Genomic DNA, 18,623 nt, shown 5'->3' with positions numbered 1-18,623 from the left:
AAACGTCCGGCCAGGGGTTCACGGTTCGGTACACGCACGGAGGCGTGCGGCGCATGGAGGAGGCATCGGTGGCGGGCGAGTCCCCCGACAGTTCGAAGCAGCGCGAGTCGTCGGCAGAACCGACGCCGGGGAGCGCGAGTCCGGTTCCCGAGGCCCGGAGCGGCGCCGCCGCCCGTGACCCGCGGCTCGCCGTGGCACGGGAGCCCGAGGGCGGGAGCGCGGACACGGCGACGCGGGTGCTCTCGGTCAAGGAGCGGTCCGAGGACGCCGGAGAGCGGTCCGAGGACGCGACGGAGGGGGCTGCCGAGGAGACGGCCTCAGAGGAGCCCGCGGGCCGCCAGGAGGCCGACGGCGGGGCGGGGCCGGGGGATTCGGGCGACGCGCGACTGAAGGCTGCTGTGGCGGCCTGGGTGACGTCCGGCTCCACCGCGGAGCCCGAGGCCCGGGACGAGGGGGCCGACGACGCCGACGCCGACGCCCCTGCCGGAAAGGCCGAGGGCGACGACGCCACGCCGGAGGACTCGCGCGCCGACGCCGAGGACGAGAACGACGGCTCCCAAGAGGCCCGTCAGGAAGCCCAGGACACTTCCCAGGACACTTCCCAGGACAGCTCTCAGGACGCGGAAGACGCCGCCGACGACGCCCGGGAGGACGCGCAGGACGACACCGCGCCCCCCGCGGAAGCCGACACCGCGGACGCCCCCGAGCTCGCCCCGGACGACACCGAGCCCGCCCCGGACGACGCCGAGGGCGGCTCCGAGAACGACGCCGAGGGCGGCTCCGAGAACGACGCCGAGAAGAACCCCGATGCCGCCGACGACGCCCCCAAGGCCGACGCGCCCCCCGTCGACCAACCCACGGCCGTCTTCCGGGCCCTGAAGCCGCAGCCCGCCGTCGACCAGCCGACGACCATGCTGAAGCTGAGCGACACCAGGAAGCCCGCGCCGGAGCCCGCTACCGAGCCCGCCCCGGAGCCCGCTGCCAAGCCCGCCGCCGAGCCCGCCCGCGAGCCCGCCCGCGAGCCCGCCCCGGAGCCCGAGTCGGTGTCCGAGCGGACCAGCAGGTTCGTGGCGCTCAAGCCGCTGGACGACCCGTCGACGCGCAAGCCCCCGCCCCCCGCCGAGACGACGACCGCGCCGCCCCGGGTCGCCCCGGGCGAGGCGAAGGCCCCCGCCGAGCGGACCGCCGCCGTGCCGCAGGTCGGACCGGAGCGGACGACGCAGCAGCCGTTGCCGCCCAAGCCGCCGCTGGATCTGCTGGCCGAGCTCACCAACACCCCGCCGCCCCCGCAGACTCCGCTGCGCACGGCGGTGCGGCGGGTCAAGATCTGGACGCCGCTGGCCCTGCTGCTGGTGGTCGCGTTTGCGATCGCGCAGGCGCTGCGGCCGCTGCCGACGCCCACGCTGGAGCTCACGGCCGAGGAGTCGTTCAGCTTCGAGGGCAAGGGCGTCAGCCTGCCGTGGCCCGGTGAGGGGCAGGGCTGGATGGACGTCAACGGCATCGGCACGATGAGCGACTTCGGCAAGCAGGAGCCGGTCGCCATCGGCTCGGTCGCCAAGGCCATGACGGCGTACGTCGTACTGAAGAAGCACCCCTTGAAGCCCGGCGAGGAGGGCCCCAAGATCCCGGTCGACGCGCTCGCCGAGAAGGAGGGCGGCTACAACCTGGACGGCGAGTCCACGCTCAACACCGTCAAGCAGGGCGACGAGCTCACCCTTCGCCAGGCACTGTCCGCCATCATGATTCCCTCCGCCAACAACATCGCCCGCCTGCTGGCGCGTTGGGACTCCGGCACCGAGGCCGCCTTCATCGAGAAGATGAACGACGCCGCCAGGGAACTGGGGATGGAGAACACCACGTACACCGACGCCTCGGGTCTGAAGGAGACCACCGTCTCCACCGCCGAGGACCAGGTGAAGCTCGGCAACGAGCTGGTCCAGGACCCGGGCCTGGTGGAGATCACCTCGATGGGAGAGTGGGTCGATCCGTCCGGGCAGAAGTGGTACAACTACAACAAACTGGTCCCGTTCGACGGTGGGATCGGCATCAAGACCGGCACCACCAGCGCCGCTGGCGGCAACCTCCTCTTCGCCGCCCGCAAGGAGGTCGGCGGTGAGACGGTGACCGTGGTCGGCGCCATCCTCGGGCAGCACAAGGCGCCCATCATCGAGACCGTCAACGAGGTCAGCAAGACGGCGGTGCAGGCCGCGCGCGAGGCCCTGACCTCGGCGAAGATCCTGAAGAAGGGCGATGTCGTCGGGTACGTCGACGACGGGCTCGGCGGCCGGACGCCGGTGGTCGCCACCCAGGACGTCACCGCGGTCGGCTGGGCCGGCCACGAGGTGGAACTGTCGTTCACCGCGGACGACGTGCCGCACAGCGCGAAGACCGGGACCAAGGTGGGCACGCTCACCGTGGGCGACGGCAGCGGCGGCGCGGTCGAGGTGCCGGTGGCCCTCCAGTCGGACCTCGCCGAACCGGCCTTCCTGGAAAGGCTGACCCGCGTCGCCTGACCCGCGCGGCCCGGCAGCCCTTCACGACCGCCCTCGCACCCCGTCGACGGAGCCCTCACCGGGCGCCCGCCGGCGGGGTGCGTGCTAGCGTCGCGAAACGGGACAGGACACCCGCGTACGCGACGGGGGCGGGAACACCTCGCCACAGGGCCGGGAACGGCCGGGAAACGGGGTGTGCGGGGGAGAGCGGAAGACGGGACACGGGGAGCGCCACAGGTGGCCACTGCGGAGCCGACACGCACCGACGACACCGGTACGGGACCGGGAACCGGTCCGCGAATACGCGTGCCCGCCCGGCCGTCCGGCGGAACGCCACGGCAGCGGCACGAGCCGGACGCGCCGCACGACCTGCCCGTCCGTGAGCGGCTGAAGCGGTCGGCCCGGCACCCCGTCGTCGTCACCACCGTCGTGGCGGCGGTGCTCCACATCACCTGGTTCTTCACCTTCGCGAACAGCGGCGGTGACCTCGCGGCGCAGGACGCCTGGGCCGAGTTCGTCGGCAGGCACCCGGACTCGGCGTACAACCTCGCCTGGTACGGCGGGATGCACCCCGTCTCGTACAGCATGGTCTCGCCGTATCTGATGTCCGTGCTCGGGGTGCGGACGACGATGATGATCGCGGGGACGCTCTCCGCGGGGCTGCTGACGCTGATCCTGATGCGCAGCCGGGTGGTGCGGCAGCCGCTGTGGACTGGGCTCGCCGGGGTGTTCGGGCTGCTGTGCAACGCGGCGTCGGGGCGGGTGACGTTCGGGCTCGGCACGCTGTTCGCGCTGGGCGCGGTGGCGGTGGTGTTCTGCTGGCCGTACAGCTGGCGCTACAAGCGGTGGGCGAAGGCCCTGTGCGCGGCGCCCCTCGCCGCGCTCGCCACGATGTCCTCGCCGGTGGCGGGGCTGTTCGTGGGGCTGGTCGCGGTCGCGCTGTTCCTTCAGAAGCGCCGGCCGGGCGCGTGGGCGCTCGGGCTGGCGCCGGCCGCCGTGGTGGCGGTGTCGGCGTGGGCGTTCCCGTTCTCCGGTACGCAGCCGATGTCGTTCGGGTCGGCCCTGATGCCCGTGGTCTACTCGGCGCTCGTCGCCCTGCTGGTCCCGCGCGACTGGCGGACGGTACGCATCACCTCGGTCGTGTACGGCCTGTCGGTGCTGCTGGTGTGGCTGGTCAGCTCGCAGATCGGGTCGAACATCACCCGGCTGTCGATGCTGTTCGCGGGGGTGGCGCTGCTGGCCGCGCTGCCGTTCGCGGCGCCGCGTTCACGCAAGTGGTACGCGATCGTGGTGGCCTTCACCGGGTTCGTCGCCTGGATCGGCGCGAAGTCGGTGGACGACGTCGTCAACACGACGCCGCGCGCTTCGTGGGCGCGTGAACTGGCCCCGCTGGTCAACGAGCTCCAGGAGGTCGAAGCCGGGAAGGGTCGCGTCGAGGTGGTGCCGGCCCGTTCCCACCGCGAGGCCTCCGCGCTCGCCCCGTACGTGAACCTCGCCCGGGGCTGGAACCGGCAGGCGGACATGGAGCGCAACCCGCTCTTCTACGACGACACCCTCAACTCAGCCAACTACCACGACTGGCTCAAGCGCTGGGCCGTGCACTACGTGGTGCTGCCCAAGGACGAGCCGGACGGGGACGGCGGTGAGCGGGAGCGGGAGCTGGTGCAGCGCGGGCTGCCGTATCTGACGCAGATCTGGGGGGACGCGAACTGGCAGCTGTTCCGGGTGAGCGCCCCGGCTCCGCTCGCCGATCCGCCGGCCACCGTCGAGCGTGCCGAGCAGGGGGAGATGACGCTCCGGGTGCGGCAGCCGGGCCGGGTGCTGATCCGGGTGCCGTACTCGCCGTGGCTGAAGCTGGTCGACGCCGAGGGCGAGGGCGTCCAGGCGCCCCAGGAGACCGAGGCGTCCGAGGACCGGCCCAAGGGCACGCCGAGAACGTACCGGAACGTGAACGGCTGTCTGATGGAGACCGAGGAGGACGCGGAGGGCGACAGCTGGACGGTGCTGGTGGCGCCGAGCGCCGGGACGTACCGGCTGGCGTCCCCCTACGAGTGGCCGCGGGGGACGCCGTGCCCGGAGGAGCTCAGGTGATCAGCGGAGCCGGTCGACGTAGCGGTCCGTGCCCGGCACCGTCGGGACGAACGGGGCGACCAGCTCGGTGCGGCCCAGCTCCTCGGGTACGTCGAGGTCGCCGAAGTGCTCCTCCCAGCAATCCCTCGGGTCCGCCTCCAGGAACCACAGCAGGGTCAGCCGGGTGTCGACGCCCTCGACCTGCTTGACGTAGGTCATGCGGTCGCCGGGCAGCGGGACCGGGCGGAAGACGGTCACCAGGGCGGCCGGGGAGTTCCTGAGCCGCCCGGGGAGATGGCGGTCGCGCAGCCACTCCAGAAGTGCGGCGCGCCGCCCCGCCGACTCGGCGTCGACGACCTGGAGGACGAGTCCCGCGTAGGGGTGGTCGAGGGCGTGGAAGTCCCGGGGCCCGGCGGCGCCGTCGCGGTAGACGGTCGTCTCGTGGTCCTGGAACGCGGTGAAGACGTGGGTGCGGGCGTGGTGGACGCGGGCGTCGCGGTTGAGGCGCTTGTTGATGGCGACGGTCCACTGCATGTGGTCGGCGTGGCGGCCCTCGGTGATCCAGTACGTGGAGAGGTAGCAGCCGGCGGTGACGGGCTGGGCGATCGCCGACTTCTCGGGGCGGCGCAGGAGTTGCAGGTCGCGGGTGGCGACCCAGCGGCGGCCGGCGTACATCCAGGGCATGGCCATCGCGCCGGCGTAGTAGTGGTCGTCCTCGTACCAGCGGTTGTAGGCGTACTCGTGGCCGGGGTGCGGCTCGACCATGGTGATCAGGGCGTGGCCGGGGCGGACGCCGTAGGGGCCGACGGCGGCCAGGCCGGCGTAGAGGTCGCTGCGGGTCTCTTCGGACATGGAACCTTCCCTCCTCCTGCGCTCCCCCCTACTCTGACGCTCCGTCAGATGACTTGCCAGACCCAGGGAGGCCCCCATGTCGCTGCTCGCGGGCAGGACCGTCGTCGTCTCGGGCGTCGGAGCCGGACTCGGGCACCAGGTCGCCGCCGCCGTCGTCCGGGACGGCGGGAACGCGGTGCTGGGCGCGCGGACCGAGGAGAACCTCGCCAAGAGCGCCGCCGCGATCGATCCGGACGGGGCGCGCACCGCGTACCGCGCGACCGACATCACCGACGAGGGGCAGTGCGAGGCGCTGGCGGGGCTGGCGCGGGAGCGGTTCGGGGGGATCGACGCGGTGGTCCATGTCGCCGCCTGGGACAGCTACTTCGGGGGTCTCGCGGACGCGGACTTCGCCACCTGGCTGTCGGTGCTCGACGTGAACCTGCTGGGCTCGCTGCGGATGACGCGGGCGAGCCTGCCGGGGATGAGGGAGCGGGGCGGCGGGTCGGTGGTGTTCATCGGGACGCAGTCGGCGGTGGCGGCCCCCTCCCAGGTGCGGCAGGCGGCGTACGCGGCGTCGAAGGGGGCGCTGACCAGCGCGATGTACTCGCTGGCGCGGGAGCTGGGGCCGGATCGGATCCGGGTCAACACCGTGCTCCCGGGCTGGATGTGGGGCCCGCCGGTGCAGGCGTACGTGCGGTTCACCGCGCACACCGAGGGGGTGCCGGAGGAGGAGGTGCTGGCGCGTCTGGCGGACCGGATGGCGCTGCCGGAGCTGGCCACGGACGGGGACGTGGCGGACGCGGTGGCGTTCCTGGCGTCGGACCGGGCACGGGCCGTCACGGGGCAGTCGTTGCTGGTCAACGCAGGGGAGTTGATGCGGTGAGCCTTCCACGCATGTTCAGATAGGTGAACTCAAGTCACCGTACAGAACATTTTTACTCGCTCTTGACCTTCCTCTTGCTTGTCGTGCTCGCGTCGACGCACCCACGATGAGCGGGCCGTTCACCAGGCGGACCCCGGAAGGTTGACCCATGAACAGTCTCGACTGGGCCGTGCTCATCGGCTACTTCGGCGTGATGATCGCGATCGGCGTGTGGTCGCACAAACGCGTCGACAACGTCAGCGACTTCTTCACCGCCGGCGGCAAGATGCCCTGGTGGCTGTCGGGCATCTCGCACCACATGTCGGGATACAGCGCGGTGATGTTCACCGGGTACGCGGGGATCGCCTACACCTACGGCGTCACGTCCTTCGTGACATGGTCCTTCCCGATCGCGCTGGGCATCGCCATCGGGTCGAAGCTGTTCGCGCCCCGGATCAACCGGCTGCGCTCCCGGCTCCATGTGGCCTCCCCGCTGGAGTATCTGAAGAACCGCTACGACCTGAAGACCCAGCAGGCGCTGGCCTGGTCCGGCATCCTGCTGAAGATCGTGGACGTGGGCGCCAAGTGGGCCGCGATCGCGACCCTGTTGTCGGTGTTCACGGGTGTCTCCCTGAACCAGGGCATCCTCATCACCGGTGTCGTCACCGGCGTCTACTGCACGATCGGCGGGCTGTGGGCCGACGCGCTCACCGAACTGGGGCAGTTCGTGATCCAGCTCCTCGCCGGTGTCGCGATGTTCGTCGCGGTCGTGGTGAAACTCGGCGACTACGGCGGCTTCTTCGGCGTCTGGGACCGGCCGGAGCTGGCCGGCCACGAAGAGCCGCTGGTCGGGCCGTACGGCACGGTCTTCCTGCTGGCGTTCCTGTTCATCAAGCTGTTCGAGTACAACGGCGGAATGCTCAACCAGGCCCAGCGCTACATGGCGACCCCGAGCCCCAAGGAGGCCGAGCGGTCGGCGCGGCTGTCGGCGGCGCTGTGGCTGGTGTGGCCGCTGGTCCTGTTCTTCCCCATGTGGATGTCGCCGCTGCTGGTCGAGGCACAGAAGCCGGACGGCTCCGACTCCTACGCCCTGATGACCGAACAGCTGCTGCCGCACGGTCTGCTGGGTCTCGTCATCGTCGGCTTCTTCTCCCACACGATGGCCATGTGCTCCTCGGACGCCAACGCGATCGCCGCCGTCTTCACCCGGGACGTCGCTCCCGTGCTGTCGGCGAAGGCACGCACCTGGTCGGAGCGGTCCGGACTGATCAGCGCCCGGCTGACGACCGTCGTGTTCCTCGCGCTGTCCATGGCGGTGGCCACCCAGGTGAACTCGCCGACGTTCCAGGACATCATCACCGTGGTCATCAAGTGGGTGGCCGGCCTGATGGGCCCGATCGCCATCCCGATGATGCTGGGCCTGCTGCGCCCCTTCCGCCGCTCCGGTCCGACGGCGGCGCTCACCAGCTGGGCGGCGGGTCTGCTGGCCTTCTGGCTGGTCAACTACCCGATCAACTGGAACGTCGAGGGCGGGGTGCCGCTCCAGTACCAGGTGTCGATCCCGCTGGCGGTGTCACTGGTCCTGTACATCCTGATCGGCTTCCTGAAGCCGGAGGACACGGCGGAACGGCTCGCGGTCATCGAGAAGATCAACACGGACGACGACAGCGCGGCGGCGGCCGTACCGGCGCAGGGTGGCGTCGACGACGAGTTCGGTGCCCGGGTGAAGGACTAGAACCTGGCCGGCACTTCGCGTCGTCGCCCGGAGTCCGTCACCCCGTTCACGGCACAGGGCCCCGCTCCATACGGAGGCGGGGCCCTGTGCCGTAGGCGCCCGGCGTCAGCCGCGCAGCACGCGGCCCTGCTTGTCGGTGCGGTCGTTGCTGGTGAGGAACAGGATGCCGTCGATCAGCGCCCAGAGGCCCAGGCCACCGCAGGTGAGCAGCTGCGCCACGCCCACGCCGACGGAGCCGACGTAGAAGCGGCCGATGCCGAGGGTGCCGAGGAAGATCTGGAGGATACCCGCGACGATCTTGGACTTGTCCGAGTACGGGCGGCCGAGCGGGTCGACGCCGTAGGGGGCGTCGGCTTTGGGGACGGTCATGTGCACTGCTCCTGATATGTACGCGAGAAGCCGGAACGAGGAGTTCCGGCAGCAGGAGGAGGCCGTCACCGACCAGGTCCGCACACTGCGGAAGTGTCTTGAAATACATCCGCGCGTGACCCCGTCACGCCCGGCCGTCCCCCCGATGACCAGGAGCATAAGGAGACGGCCGAGGTCAGGGGGAGTGGCATGAAGTGATTGTGCCTGTTCCGTGATTAAGGCCATCGGACAGGGCGTCAGCGGAGGTTGCGGGCAACCGTCCAGGCCACGGCAGCGGTGAGGATCAGCACCTGTGCCCGCCCGCCGACACGCGGCCGCCAGTGCCGACCGCGCAACCCCTCCCAGATCCAGCGACCCAGCAGCGCGAGCGCGAAGGGCGAAACGAGCAGCAACGCCCGGTTGTCCACCCAGGCGGCGTCGAACCGGCCGTGCATCAGGTCGTACACCATGCGGCTGCCGCCGCAGGCGGGGCAGAGCAGCCCCGTGACGAAATGGAACGGACAGGGCGGCAGGAACTGGCCCGGCACGTGCGGGTCGGTGCCGTAGAGGTGGACGGCCCCGGCCGCCCCGGCGGCGAGCACGGCGAGCGGTGCCGCCGCCGGATGCCTCGACAGGAGCCGAAGCACCGGGCCGCGGCGGGGCGGACGGGCCGTCTCAGCCACGCAGTACGCGTCCTTGAGCATCGGTGTGGTCGCCGGTCAGCAGGAGGATCGCGTCGATCAGCGCCCATATGCCGAGCCCGCCGCAGGTGAAGAGCTGGCCCAGGGCCAGGCCCACGTGGCCGGTGTAGAAGCGCCCGACACCGAAACAGCCCAGGACGAACTGGAGGACACCCGCGACGATCTTCGACTTGTCGGAGTACGGGCGTCCGTAGACGTCGTACCCGTAGGGCGCGTTGGGGTCGCCGGTGTAGGTACCCGGCGGGACCGGGCCCGCAAAGCCGGGGTGCTGCTGGTACTGCGGGGGATAGCCGTACGGCCCGGGCTGTCCTCCTCCGTACGGCCCGGCACCGGGGTAGCCGTACCCGGGCTGAGGCGGCTGAGGCGGCTGAGAGGGCTGCTGCGGCTGTTCGGACACGTGAGGTTTCTCCCGTTGGTGGTCGCACAAGAGGAAAGTGGGATGAGCGAGGGTCATCTTGCAGGAGTGAGGCGCCGGGAGGAAAGCCGCGCGCCCGGGTCAGGAACGCGGGTAACGGGCCAGCCAGGCCGGGGAGGCGGTGGCCGGGGTGTGCAGGGCCGGGCCCTGGGTCATCTCCATGGCGAAGTCGTCGGCGAGTTCGAGGATCGTGGCGCGGCCCTCCAGCTCGGCGAGCCAGGCCGGGGGCAGCGCGGTCTCGCCGTGCAGGGCGCCGAGGAGGCCGCCGGTGAGGGAGGCGGTGGCGGCGGAGGGGCCGTCGTGGTTGGCGGCGAGACGCAGGCCGTGGCGTACGTCCTCACCGACCAGGGCGCAGTAGACGGCGGCGGAGACAAGCCGGTCTGCGGTGCCGTCACCGGCCAGGTCGGCGACCCGGTCCGGCGTCGGGATGCCCTGCCGTACGGCGCCCAGCGCCTGCTGGAGGGCGGCGGAGACCGGCTCGTGACCGGGCCGGGCAACGAGCAGCGCCAGCGCCCGCTGCACCGCCGCGTCGAGGCTCTCGCCGCGCGCCAGGGTGTGCACGATCACGGCGTACGCCCCCGCCGCCAGGTACGCGACGGGGTGGCCGTGGGTCTGGGCGGCGCACTCCACCGCGAGCTGGCAGACGAGTTGCGGCTCCCAGCCGACGAGCAGCCCGAAGGGCGCGGAGCGGGCGGCGGCCTCGGGACCGGCCTCGCCGGGGTTCTTGGGCGCCTCCGGCGTGCCCATGATCTCGTCGCCGAGACCGAGCATCAGCAAGCGGGCGGGGTCCCGGCGGGCGTACAGCCACTCCTCGCGGGCGAGCCACCCGTCGTCCCTGCGGCGCTCGTCCGGGCCCCAGTCGCGCTGGGTGGCCGCCCAGCGCAGATACGCCCGGTGGAGGTCGGTCGGCGGGTGCCAGGCGCCGGTGTCGCGGCGGACCTGGGCGCGGATCAGCCCGTCGACGGAGAACAGGGTGAGCTGGGTGAGGTGGGTGACGGCGCCGCGTCTGCCGTAGGCCGGGGCGAGGTCGACGACGCCCTCCGGGCCGTGCGCCGCGCGGATGGCGTCGACATCCATGCCGTCGACGGGTGCGCCCAGCGCGTCCCCCACGGCGACACCGAGCAGCGTTCCGCGCACGCGGCTGCGGAAGTCCTGCTGCTCGGCACGGCCCCACACGGCGCCCGCTGTCGCCTCCACCAGACCTCCCCAGGGCACCGTCCGTATGTACGACAGCTCGCACTGTATGCGACGGGGAACGATCGGTTCAGGGGGCGGATCGGTATAGGGGGTGTGGCGAAAGTAGTCGCGAATGGACGCCTACGGGCCGTACCACGTCACATTGCACAGATAGACGCAATCGTGCCTCGGCACGGACAGGAACCGGGCCGTCCTCGACTCCGAGGGCCGCTGTATGCGCCGGCTTGGACATGCCCCGGCGTTGGTAGAGAAAGGGCATGTCCACAACCACCACGCGCACCACCGGACGCGCGCTCCCCGTCGCCGCCACCGTCCTCACCGGAACCGTGGCCCTCTACATGACCCTTGTCGCCTTCGGGAACATCACGGACTTCGGGACCAACCAGGACTTCGTGCGGCATGTCCTCGCCATGGACACCACGTTCAAGGACGACGACCTGATGTGGCGGGCGATCACGGACACCGCGCTCCAGGACGCGGCCTATGTCGCGATCATCGTGTGGGAGACCGTCGCCGCGCTCGTCCTCGTCGCCGGCACCTGGTTCTGGGCCCGCGGCGCGCACCCACTGGCGCGGCGGATATCCACGTACGGGCTGCTGATGGTGATGCTGCTGTTCGGCGCCGGGTTCGTCGCGATCGGCGGGGAGTGGTTCGCGATGTGGCAGTCGCAGGACTGGAACGGGCTGGACGCGGCGACCCGGATCTTCCTGGTCAGCGGTGTCGTCCTGCTGGTGAACCACCTGCCCGCCGGCCAGGCCGGACCGGCTACTTGACGACCGTGACCTTCGTCCCCGCCGTGCCGAACGTCCACAGCGCCTCGCTGTCCGCCGACTTCATGCGGATGCCGCCGGTCTGCGTGCCGGACGCGGGCGGCGGGGGCGAGGAGCCGTCCACCGCGGCGGAGAAGGCGATGTTGACGCCCGACTTGGCGGCGAAGTAGACGATGTGCTCGATCTCGACGCCGTCCGAGCCGGTGGTGGCCTCGGTCCGGGTCCCGACGGTGTACGTGCCGGCGTCGGGGTCGACCGTGCCGGGCCAGACCGTGAACGTACGACGGGGGCTGTCACTGGCGTCGACGAGCCACACCCGCCGCTCCCCGAGCGCGTAGACGATCCGCCGTCCGGTCCCCGAGGCGTCGGGCACGGCCGGCGGGGCCGGCTTGCTCGGCTTGGGCTTCGCGGTGGCGGCCGGGGTCGAGGAGGGGTCGGTGCGGGTCGTCGCCGCGGCCGTGGGGCGCTGCCCCTGCCCGGCCTGTACGGCGAGCACGACGACCGCCGCGATCGCCCCCGCGGTGAGGCCGGACACCCAGGCCCAGGAGGGAAGCCGTCGGGCAGGCACGGGCACGCATCTCCTCAGTCTCCGACCCCCGACACACCGAGGGTCGGATCATCGTACTGCCCGTGCTTGAACGCCCTTCCCTCAGTCCAGCACCGGCAGCAGTTCCGGAAGGTGGCCGTCGGACGCCGCCGCCGTCCGCTGCCGCTCCTGCGGGACCTCGCCGTACAGCGTGGTGCGCGGACGGGCCGGACGGCCCGCCGACTCGGCCACCGCGACCAGGTCGCGCACCGACTTGTAGGAGCCGTAGGACGAGCCCGCCATGCGGGAGATCGTCTCCTCCATGAGGGTGCCGCCCAGGTCGTTGGCGCCGGAGCGGAGCATCTCCGCCGCACCCTCCGCGCCCAGTTTGACCCAGCTTGTCTGGATGTTCGGGATGTGCGGGTGGAGGAGCAGCCTCGCCATGGCCGTCACCGCGCGGTTGTCCCGCACCGAGGGGCCGGGGCGGGCGATGCCCGCCAGGTAGACGGGCGCGTTCGTGTGGATGAAGGGGAGCGTGACGAACTCCGTGAAGCCGCCCGTCCGCTGCTGGATGCCGGCCAGGGTGCGCAGGTGGCCCAGCCAGTGGCGGGGCTGGTCCACATGGCCGTACATCATCGTGGACGAGGAGCGGATGCCCAGTTCGTGGGCCGTGGTGACGACCTCGATCCAGGTGGCCGCGGGCAGCTTGCCCTTGGTCAGGACCCAGCGGACCTCGTCGTCCAGGATCTCCGCCGCCGTGCCGGGGATGGAGTCCAGGCCGGCCTCCTTGGCGGCGGTCAGCCACTCCCGGATCGACATGCCCGTGCGAGTCGCGCCGTTCACCACCTCCATCGGCGAGAAGGCGTGCACGTGCATGCCGGGGACGCGCTCCTTGACCGCCCTCGCGATGTCGAAGTACGCCGTGCCGGGCAGGTCGGGGTGGATGCCGCCCTGCATGCAGACCTCCACCGCGCCCACGTCCCACGCCTGCTGGGCGCGGTCCGCCACCTGGTCCAGGGACAGCGTGTACGCGTCGGCGTCCGTGCGGCGCTGCGCGAAGGCGCAGAAGCGGCACCCCGTGTAACAGACGTTGGTGAAGTTGATGTTGCGGGTGACGATGTACGTCACGTCGTCCCCGTTCACCGACTTGCGCACGTCGTCCGCGACACGGGTGAGGGCGTCCAGCGCCGGGCCGTCCGCGTGCAGCAGCGCCAGCGCCTCCTCGTCCGTCAGGCGCGTCGGGTCGTCCGCGGCCGTCCGCAGCGCCGCTCGCACGTCGGCGTCGACGCGCTCCGGGACCATGCCGGGGGCGGCCGCCTCGCGCAGGGCTCCCCAGTCGCCGTACACCTCGTCGAAGTCGTCGCGGCGGTCCGAGGTGCGGCCCTCGGTGTCGATCGCGGTGTGCAGGTCCGTGCGGCCGGACGCGACGAACGCCTCGTCCGGCTCCTGCCAGGGCAGCCCCTCGGGCAGCGCCCCCTCCCGCGCCAGGCCCGTCTCCGGGTCGGCGAGTGCCGCCACGTGCGGGCGCAGGCGCGGGTCCAGCCAGGGCTCCCCACGGCGTACGAACTCCGGGTAGACGCAGAGGCGTTCACGCATCTCGAAGCCGGCCTCCGCCGACCTCGCCGCCAGTTCCTCGATCCGCGGCCAGGGGCGCTCGGGGTTGACGTGGTCGATGGTCAGCGGGGAGACACCGCCCCAGTCGTCGATGCCCGCGCCGATCAGCCGCCCGTACTCCGCGTCCACCAGGTTGGGCGGGGCCTGGAGGCAGGCCGAGGGGCCCATGATGTGCCGGGCCACCGCCACCGTCGCGACCAGTTCGTCGAGTTCCGCGTCCGGCATGCCGCGCATCGCCGTGTCCGGCTTGGCGCGGAAGTTCTGGATGATCAGTTCCTGGACGCCGTGGTAGGCGCGGGAGACGCGGCGCAGCGCGAAGAGGGACTCGGCGCGCTCCTCGTAGGTCTCGCCGATGCCGATGAGGACGCCGGAGGTGAAGGGGACCGAGGAGCGGCCCGCGTCCTCCAACACCCGCAGCCGCACGGCGGGTTCCTTGTCCGGGGAGCCGTGGTGCGGTCCGCCGGGCTCCGACCACAGGCGTTCGGCCGTCGTCTCCAGCATCATGCCCATGCTCGGCGCCACGGGCTTCAGGCGCTGGAAGTCCGTCCAGCTCATGACGCCCGGGTTGAGGTGGGGCAGCAGGCCCGTCTCCTCCAGGATGCGGATGGAGATCGCGCGGACATAGGCGATGGTGTCGTCGTAGCCGTGCGCGTCGAGCCACTCGCGCGCCTCGGGCCAGCGGTCCTCGGGCTTGTCGCCGAGGGTGATGAGGGCTTCCTTGCAACCGAGGGCCGCGCCCTTGCGGGCGACGTCGAGGACCTCGTCCGGGGACATGAACATCCCGTGCCCGGCGCGGCGCAGCTTGCCCGGCACGGTGACGAACGTGCAGTAGTGGCACTTGTCCCGGCACAGCCGGGTCAGCGGGATGAAGACGCTCTTCGAGTACGTGATGACGCCGGGGCGGCCGGCCGCCTCCAGTCCCGCGTCCCGCACCCGGGCGGCGGACGCGGCGAGGTCCGTGAGGGCCTCGCCGCGGGCCTGGAGCAGTACGGCCGCCTCGGCGACGTCGAGGGCGACGCCGTCACGAGCGCGTTTGAGGGCGCGACGCAGGGAGTTCTCGGTGGGGCCGGTGCCGCTGGGGCGGTCGGTGGAGCCGGTTCCGGAGGTCGCGGAAGTCGTCATTGTTCGAGCATAAGGTCGAGCCGATCAGCGCCCCGCGGTCACGCCAGGAAGCCGCCGCACCCGTCCAGCGCCCGCAGCACCTCCGCCTCGCCGGCCGGGGGCAGTTGCACGACGACCTCCTCGATGCCCAGGTCCGCGTAGTGCGCGAGCTTGCCCGGCGTGGGGAACACGGCGTACGGGACGACCTGGAGGGCGGACGGGTCGCGGCCGGCATCGGACCAGGCGTCGCGCAGCCGGGGCAGGGACTCGGACAGGCCGCGCCCGCCGATGGGCAGCCAGCCGTCGGCGTACTCGCAGATGTGCGTGAACAGCTTCGGGCCCGCGGCGCCGCCGACGAGGGTGCGAGGGCCGACGACCGGGCCGCGCTGCTTCTGCACCGGCTTGGGGAAGGCGTGGCTGGCGCGTACGCCACCGAACTCGCCCTCGTAGGCGGTCGGTTCCTCCGACCACAGGGCGCGCATCAACGCCATCCGGTCCCGGACCAGTTCGCGTCGCGTGCGCCACTCGACGCCGTGGTCGGCCGCCTCCTCGACGTTCCAGCCGAAGCCGAGGCCGAGGGTGAAGCGGCCGCCGGAGAGGTGGTCGAGGGTCGCGACCTGCTTGGCCAGGTCGATCGGGTCGTGCTGGGCGACCAGCGTGATGCCGGTGCCGAGGCCGAGGCGCTCGGTGACGGCGGCGGCCTGGCCGAGGGCGACGAAGGGGTCGAGGGTGCGGCCGTACTCGGGCGGCAGGTCGCCGCCCGCCGGGTACGGGGTGGTCCGCTCGACCGGGATGTGGGTGTGCTCGGGCAGATACAGCCCGGCGAAGCCCCGCTGCTCCAGCTCCCGGGCGAGCCGGGTCGGGGCGATGGTCTCGTCCGTGAGGAAGATCGTGACGGCGATGCGCATGCCCCCATCTCTACCGGGGTGACGTTCATCTGTCCATACCGACTGGTCGGGATCAGCTTCCGTCCGCCAGGATCGAGCCCGTCCTCTCGGGATCACGGTCTGCCCAAGCTGTCGCCCCGAGGTGTTCCGCAGTTCACGCCGGACGCCCATCCTGGTCCGCATGGTTGACGACGACTCAGTGATCGGAAGACGCACGCTGTTCGTGACCGGGACCGCCGCCGCGCTTACCCTCTCGGGTGTGAGCTTCGCGTCGGGCGCCGACCGGCAGCAGACGAGGACCGTGCGGGGCACCCTCCCGCCCGGCTCACCCGACTTCGTGTACCTGCCGGTGGACATCCCCGCCGGGGTACGGGAGCTCAAGGTCGCCTACACCTACGACCGTCCCTCGGTCCCCGCCGGAACGCCGGGCAACGCCCTCGACATCGGCATCTTCGACGAGCGCGGCACCGACCTGGGCGGCCGGGGTTTCCGCGGCTGGTCGGGCGGGGCGCGCACGGAGTTCTTCCTCCGCGCCGACGAGGCGACCCCCGGCTATCTCCCGGGCCCGGTGCGGCGCGGCACCTGGCACATCGCGCTCGGCCCCTACACGGTGGCACCGCAGGGGCTGACGTACGAGATCACGATCACGCTGACCCACGGCGAGCCCGGCGAGGCACCGGCGGTCGTGTACCCGCCGGAGCGGGCCGAGGGACGGGGCCGGGACTGGTACCGGGGCGACTGCCATCTGCACTCCTGGCACTCCGACGGCCGCCGCACCCCCGCCGAGATCGGGGCGCTGGCGCGGGCGGCGGGGCTGGACTTCGTCAACAGTTCGGAGCACAACACCCACTCCGCGCACGCGCACTGGGCCGACGTCGCGGGCGACGACCTGCTGGTGATGCTGGGCGAGGAGATCACCACCCGCAACGGCCATGTCGTGGCGCTCGGCACCGGCCCCGGCACCTTCGTCGACTGGCGCTACCGGGCCCGCGAGAACCGCTACGGCCGGTTCGCCCGCCAGGTCCGCAAGGCCGGCGGCCTGGTCGTCCCGGCCCACCCGCACTCCAACTGCATCGGCTGCAACTGGAAGTTCGGCTTCGGCGAGGCGGACGTGATCGAGGTGTGGAACGGCCCCTGGACTCCGGACGACGAGATGGCGCTGGCCGACTGGGACAGCATGCTCGTCGCCTCCGCGCGGGGCCGGGAGGCGGGGCGGGACTGGATCCCGGCGATGGGCAGCAGCGACGCCCACCGGGACCCGGACGTCGTCGGCCACCCGCAGACCGTCGTCCTCGCCGACGACCTGACCCGCGAGGCCGTCCAGGAGGGCATCCGCTCCGGACGCTCCTACGTCGCCGAGTCACGGCATGTGTCGCTGTCCTTCACGGTGTCCGGCGGTCGTGCCCGGCACGCCGGGATCGGGGAGCGGCTGGAGGTCGACCGGGACACGCCGGTGACCGTCCGACTGGAGGTGAGCGGTGCCCCGCGGTGCGTGGTCCGCCTCGTCACCGACCAGGGCGCGCTGCACACCAGCGCCCCGCTGCCGGCGTCCGGTGCGGGCGTCGTGGAGTGGCGCACGACGCCCGCCCACGCGGCGTACGTCCGCGCCGAACTGCGACACGAGGCGGTTCTCCCGCCCCTGCCCGGCGCGATGGCGGCGTTCACCAACCCGGTCTTCCTGGGCGAGGACCGGCGCGGGTGAGGTGACCTACAGGGCCAGGTCCGCGACGACGGCCAGGTGGTCGGAGGGCCAGACGCCGTCCACCGGGCCGTCGCCCGCTCGCCGGACCGCGCGGACATGGCCGAGTCCGTCCGGGCCGGGCGGGCCGACGTGGATGTAGTCGATGCGGGCGCCGGGCGTGTGGCCGGCGGCCACGTACGGGTTCACCGGGTCCCAGGTGTGGGACGGGGCAGCGGGGTCCGCGTACTCCCAGGCGTCGATGAGGACTTGGCGGGGGACGGCCGGGGCGGTGCGGTAGCCGCCGAAGAGGCGGATCTCGTCCGAGTCGGGGAAGGCGTTGAAGTCGCCGGTGACGACCGGCGGGTACGGGGTGCCGCCCCGGTGCTCCGCGATGAACTCGGCCAGCGCGCCCACCTGTCGGCAGCGGGTCGCCGACGCGTGCAGCGGCGAGGTGAGGTGGGTGGTGAAGAAGGGCACGTCGTACGAAGGGGTGGCCAGGCGGGTGCAGAGGGCCAGGCGGCCGTCGTCGACGTCCGCGGGCGCCGGGAGGGGGAGGACGGCCTGTTCGGTGATCGGCCAGCGGCTGAGGACGGCGTTGCCTATGCCTACCGCGGGGTCGTCTATGCGCCGCTGCCAGCGTTCGGGGGCGTGCGAGGGGGCCCAGGCCCAGTGGGGCAGGCCCAGTTCGCCCGCCAGCCACCCGGCGAGGTTCTCGCCGTCGGCCTCCCACACCTCCTGAAGGCCCACGACGTCGGGGCGCAGCTCGCGCAGCGTCCCGAGGATCGCCTTCTGCCGCTGCTCCCAGGGCCCGAACCGCCACCACAGGTTCCAGGTCACGACCCGCATGCCCACCGTCCTCGTCGCGCCACGTTCCGAGGACCATTGAAGCAATACCGGACCCGTCACGAGACAGGAGTCGCCACACCCATGAGCCGCGTCGACGATCTTAGATTCCGCGTCGCCACGACCTTCCAGCGCCGTGTCCTCAATCCCGTCCTGCGCCGGGTGCCCCTCCAGACCCTGCTGGAGACCACCGGCCGCGTGTCCGGCCTCCCCCGCCGCACCCCGGTGGGCGGGCGTCGCACCGGCGGCTCCTTCTGGCTGGTCTCCGAGTTCGGCGACCGCTCCCAGTACGTCCGCAACATCCGCGCGAACCCGAGGGTGCGGGTGCGGCTCGGCGGGCGGTGGCACGAGGGGACCGCCCACCTGCTGCCGGACGACGACCCGAGGGCCCGGCTGCGGGAGCTGCCGGTGATGAACAGCTCGGCGGTGCGGGCCGTCGGCACGGACCTGCTGACGGTGCGGGTGGACCTGGAGGACGGCGGGGCCCGGCCCTGACGGCCGTTCGGGCGAGGACGGGCGCGTGGCGTGCCGGGACCCGACGACCGGA

At 72.2% G+C, this 18,623-nt stretch carries 16 protein-coding genes; 7 read left to right on the top strand and 9 right to left on the bottom strand.

Annotated features, from left to right (window positions below; all coding sequences use genetic code 11):
* The first annotated feature begins 53 nt into the window (after positions 1–53).
* A complete protein-coding gene (locus tag ACWCPM_RS20235; protein ID WP_450977584.1) occupies positions 54–2,513 on the top strand; it encodes a D-alanyl-D-alanine carboxypeptidase in 2,460 nt (819 codons plus the stop codon).
* 216 nt (positions 2,514–2,729) lie between these two features.
* Complete coding sequence (locus ACWCPM_RS20230; RefSeq protein WP_450977583.1) at positions 2,730–4,583, top strand: MFS transporter; 1,854 nt, start codon at positions 2,730–2,732, stop codon at positions 4,581–4,583.
* Here the strand turns inward: ACWCPM_RS20230 and ACWCPM_RS20225 are convergent, their stop codons facing one another.
* Positions 4,584–5,414 carry a hypothetical protein gene (locus ACWCPM_RS20225; RefSeq protein ID WP_450977582.1) on the bottom strand — a complete coding sequence of 277 codons (831 nt, stop codon included), beginning with the start codon at positions 5,412–5,414 and terminating at the stop codon, positions 4,584–4,586. It lies immediately after the preceding gene.
* A 76-nt stretch (positions 5,415–5,490) separates the two neighbouring features.
* Between ACWCPM_RS20225 and ACWCPM_RS20220 the strand changes: the two genes are divergently transcribed.
* The gene (locus tag ACWCPM_RS20220) at positions 5,491–6,279 is read left to right on the top strand and encodes an SDR family oxidoreductase (protein WP_450977581.1); all 789 of its coding nucleotides are present in this window, start codon (positions 5,491–5,493) and stop codon (positions 6,277–6,279) included.
* Positions 6,280–6,427: 148 nt separating this feature from the next.
* Positions 6,428–7,993 carry a sodium:solute symporter family protein gene (locus ACWCPM_RS20215; RefSeq protein ID WP_450977580.1) on the top strand — a complete coding sequence of 522 codons (1,566 nt, stop codon included), beginning with the start codon at positions 6,428–6,430 and terminating at the stop codon, positions 7,991–7,993.
* 105 nt (positions 7,994–8,098) lie between these two features.
* On the opposite strand, the gene ACWCPM_RS20210 is transcribed toward ACWCPM_RS20215, so the two are convergent.
* The 4 genes from ACWCPM_RS20210 to ACWCPM_RS20195 form a co-directional block, all read right to left on the bottom strand.
* Positions 8,099–8,362, bottom strand: a complete 264-nt coding sequence (locus ACWCPM_RS20210) for a TM2 domain-containing protein (RefSeq protein ID WP_450977579.1) — start codon at positions 8,360–8,362, stop codon at positions 8,099–8,101.
* A 236-nt stretch (positions 8,363–8,598) separates the two neighbouring features.
* The gene (locus ACWCPM_RS20205; RefSeq protein WP_450977578.1) at positions 8,599–9,024 is read right to left on the bottom strand and encodes a DUF2752 domain-containing protein; all 426 of its coding nucleotides are present in this window, start codon (positions 9,022–9,024) and stop codon (positions 8,599–8,601) included.
* Positions 9,017–9,439 (bottom strand): TM2 domain-containing protein, encoded by a 423-nt coding sequence (locus ACWCPM_RS20200; RefSeq protein ID WP_450977577.1) that lies wholly within the window; start codon positions 9,437–9,439, stop codon positions 9,017–9,019. The genes ACWCPM_RS20205 and ACWCPM_RS20200 overlap by 8 nt, the downstream gene beginning before the upstream one ends.
* Positions 9,440–9,538: 99 nt before the next feature.
* Positions 9,539–10,654 (bottom strand): ADP-ribosylglycohydrolase family protein, encoded by a 1,116-nt coding sequence (locus ACWCPM_RS20195; protein ID WP_450977576.1) that lies wholly within the window; start codon positions 10,652–10,654, stop codon positions 9,539–9,541.
* 257 nt (positions 10,655–10,911) lie between these two features.
* Between ACWCPM_RS20195 and ACWCPM_RS20190 the strand changes: the two genes are divergently transcribed.
* Entirely contained in the window at positions 10,912–11,427 is a 516-nt protein-coding gene (locus ACWCPM_RS20190; protein ID WP_450977575.1) for a DUF2165 domain-containing protein, read from the top strand.
* Here ACWCPM_RS20190 and ACWCPM_RS20185 read toward each other — a convergent pair.
* From ACWCPM_RS20185 to ACWCPM_RS20175, 3 genes are all read right to left on the bottom strand, one after another.
* Positions 11,420–11,998 carry a hypothetical protein gene (locus tag ACWCPM_RS20185; RefSeq protein ID WP_450977574.1) on the bottom strand — a complete coding sequence of 193 codons (579 nt, stop codon included), beginning with the start codon at positions 11,996–11,998 and terminating at the stop codon, positions 11,420–11,422. The genes ACWCPM_RS20190 and ACWCPM_RS20185 overlap by 8 nt on opposite strands.
* Positions 11,999–12,073: 75 nt before the next feature.
* Entirely contained in the window at positions 12,074–14,686 is a 2,613-nt protein-coding gene (locus ACWCPM_RS20180; RefSeq protein WP_450977573.1) for a bifunctional FO biosynthesis protein CofGH, read from the bottom strand.
* 38 nt (positions 14,687–14,724) lie between these two features.
* Positions 14,725–15,573, bottom strand: coding sequence for an LLM class F420-dependent oxidoreductase (locus ACWCPM_RS20175; RefSeq protein WP_450977572.1), 849 nt, complete (start codon positions 15,571–15,573; stop codon positions 14,725–14,727).
* Between the two features lie 160 nt (positions 15,574–15,733).
* Here ACWCPM_RS20175 and ACWCPM_RS20170 point away from each other — a divergent pair, with 160 nt between their 5' ends.
* The gene (locus tag ACWCPM_RS20170) at positions 15,734–17,254 is read left to right on the top strand and encodes a CehA/McbA family metallohydrolase (protein WP_450977571.1); all 1,521 of its coding nucleotides are present in this window, start codon (positions 15,734–15,736) and stop codon (positions 17,252–17,254) included.
* Positions 17,255–17,260: 6 nt separating this feature from the next.
* On the opposite strand, the gene ACWCPM_RS20165 is transcribed toward ACWCPM_RS20170, so the two are convergent.
* Positions 17,261–18,079 carry an endonuclease/exonuclease/phosphatase family protein gene (locus ACWCPM_RS20165; protein WP_450977570.1) on the bottom strand — a complete coding sequence of 273 codons (819 nt, stop codon included), beginning with the start codon at positions 18,077–18,079 and terminating at the stop codon, positions 17,261–17,263.
* An 81-nt stretch (positions 18,080–18,160) separates the two neighbouring features.
* On the opposite strand from ACWCPM_RS20165, the gene ACWCPM_RS20160 reads away from it, so the two are divergent.
* Positions 18,161–18,571, top strand: coding sequence for a nitroreductase/quinone reductase family protein (locus tag ACWCPM_RS20160; RefSeq protein ID WP_450977569.1), 411 nt, complete (start codon positions 18,161–18,163; stop codon positions 18,569–18,571).
* Positions 18,572–18,623: the final 52 nt, after the last annotated feature.

Source organism: Streptomyces sp. NPDC002309, assembly GCF_053593375.1.
The sequence above is the reverse complement of the archived record's forward strand: the minus strand, read 5'-3'. Positions and strand labels throughout refer to the sequence as shown.